Origin of the sequence: Fretibacterium sp. OH1220_COT-178, assembly GCF_003860125.1 — a bacterium.
Lineage (GTDB): Bacteria > Synergistota > Synergistia > Synergistales > Aminobacteriaceae > CAJPSE01.
This window is the reverse complement of the sequence record NZ_RQYL01000074.1, coordinates 1-650: the sequence shown is the minus strand read 5'-3', so window position 1 is coordinate 650 and position 650 is coordinate 1. Positions and strand designations below refer to the sequence as shown.

At 65.5% G+C, this 650-nt stretch carries 1 protein-coding gene; it reads left to right on the top strand.

Annotated elements, in window-relative coordinates; all coding sequences use genetic code 11:
• The coding region (locus tag EII26_RS12870) for an ABC transporter substrate-binding protein (protein WP_148092585.1) at positions 1 to 650 on the top strand (650 nt) is incomplete at both ends.

Genomic DNA, 650 nt, shown 5'->3' with positions numbered 1-650 from the left:
GAGCTCGTGGTGGTGGACAACAAGTCGGACAAGGTCGAGGCGGCCAATGCGGTGACGCGCCTGATCGAGCACGACAAGGTCAACGCCATCATCGGGACCTACGGCTCCTCTCTGGCGATGGCGGGCGGAGAGGTGGCCGAGAAGGCGGGGATCCCCGCCATCGGGACCTCCTGCACCAATCCGCTGGTGACGCTGGGCAAGAAGTTCTACTTCCGCGCGTGCTTCATCGACCCGTTCCAGGGGGCCGGTGCGGCGACCTACGCCTTCAGGGAGCTGGGCTTCAAGAGGGCGGCCATCCTCACCGACGTCGCCAACGACTACAGCGTGGGGCTGAGCAGCTTCTTCAAGCGGGCCTTCGCCAAGATGGGCGGGGAGATCGTGGCCGAGCTGAAGTACCAGTCGGGGGACCAGGACTTCACGGCCCAGCTGACCGAGCTGATCTCCAAGAAGCCGGACATCGTGTTCCTGCCCGCGTACTTCGCCGAGGGCGCCATCGTGCTGAAGCAGGCCAAGGAGCTGGGGGCGGCGTTCCGCTTCATCGGGGCGGACGCGATGGACAACCCCGAGATCGTGACGCTTGGCGGCGACGCGGTGGAGGGTTTCCTGCACACGACGTTCGCCTACGACCCGTCGATGAAGGACATGAACCC